At 71.5% G+C, this 965-nt stretch carries 2 protein-coding genes; both read left to right on the forward strand.

Annotation, left to right across the window (positions count from 1 at the left end; all coding sequences use genetic code 11):
* Positions 1–643: potassium channel family protein (locus ABD194_RS21215; RefSeq protein WP_343995238.1), on the forward strand; the 643-nt coding region annotated here is incomplete at its 5' end.
* 9 nt (positions 644–652) lie between these two features.
* On the forward strand, positions 653–965 hold a 313-nt coding region (locus ABD194_RS21220; protein ID WP_343995240.1), incomplete at its 3' end, for a GNAT family N-acetyltransferase.

A 965-nucleotide genomic window follows, 5' to 3' on the forward strand; every position in this document is an offset into this window, starting at 1 on the left:
CCTCGCCGTCATCGTCATCCAGTCCCTCGTCGACACGACCGGGTCCGTCTGGGGCTCCTTCATCAGCCACCTGGTGACCGGGGCGGCGCTCATCGTCGCCACGCGAGCCTCCGCGGCGAGGCGCCGGGTCTGCCGGGCGATCGACGTGCTCGTCGCCGTGACCGTGGTCGGCAACCTGCTGCTCCTGGTCCCGGCCAGCCACGGCACCGACGTCTCGACGGGTTCGGCGCAGGCCCAGGGCATCTGGCTCGTTGCGGAGCTCATCCTCCCCGTCGTCATCGGCCGACGGGTGCTGCAGCACGGGGTCGTGGGGGTGCAGACGGTGCTCGGGGCCGTGGCCGCCTACCTGCAGATCGCCGTCACCTACGCCACGCTCTTCCAGAGCATCGACGCCCTGTCGGCGCAGCCCTTCTTCGGCGAGCACGTCCCGACCACCGTCTACACCTACTTCAGCCTGACGACCATCTCGACGGTGGGCTACGGCGACTTCGTGGCGGTCACCAACATCGCCCGCCTGGCTGCGACGAGCGAGGCGGTCATCGGGCAGGTCTTCCTCGTGACGTTCGTGGCGTTCATCGTGTCCCGCTTCGCGGCGGGGCCGGGCCGTCAGGGCCGTCGTGGCGGGGAGCCGCCGGCGCCATAGCATCGCCGCATGCCCGACCAGCCGGACCCTCTGGCGCCGCTCCAGCCGCTCGTGCGCGACGCGACACCCTACGACGCCGCAGCATGCGCCGCGATCTACGCGCCCTACGTCACCGACACGACCGTCACCTTCGAGACGGAGCCGCCCGACGCCGACGAGCTGGCGCGGCGGATCGCCAAGGCGCAGGCCCGGCACGCGTTCCTCGTGCTCGAGGAGGACGGCGAGGTCGTCGGCTACGCGTATGCCGGCCCGTTCAAGGAGCGCGCCGCGTACCGCTGGTCGTGCGAGGTGTCCGTCTACCTCTCACCGCACCGGCACGGTC

The organism is Terrabacter terrae (assembly GCF_039529575.1).
Classification (GTDB): domain Bacteria; phylum Actinomycetota; class Actinomycetes; order Actinomycetales; family Dermatophilaceae; genus Terrabacter; species Terrabacter terrae.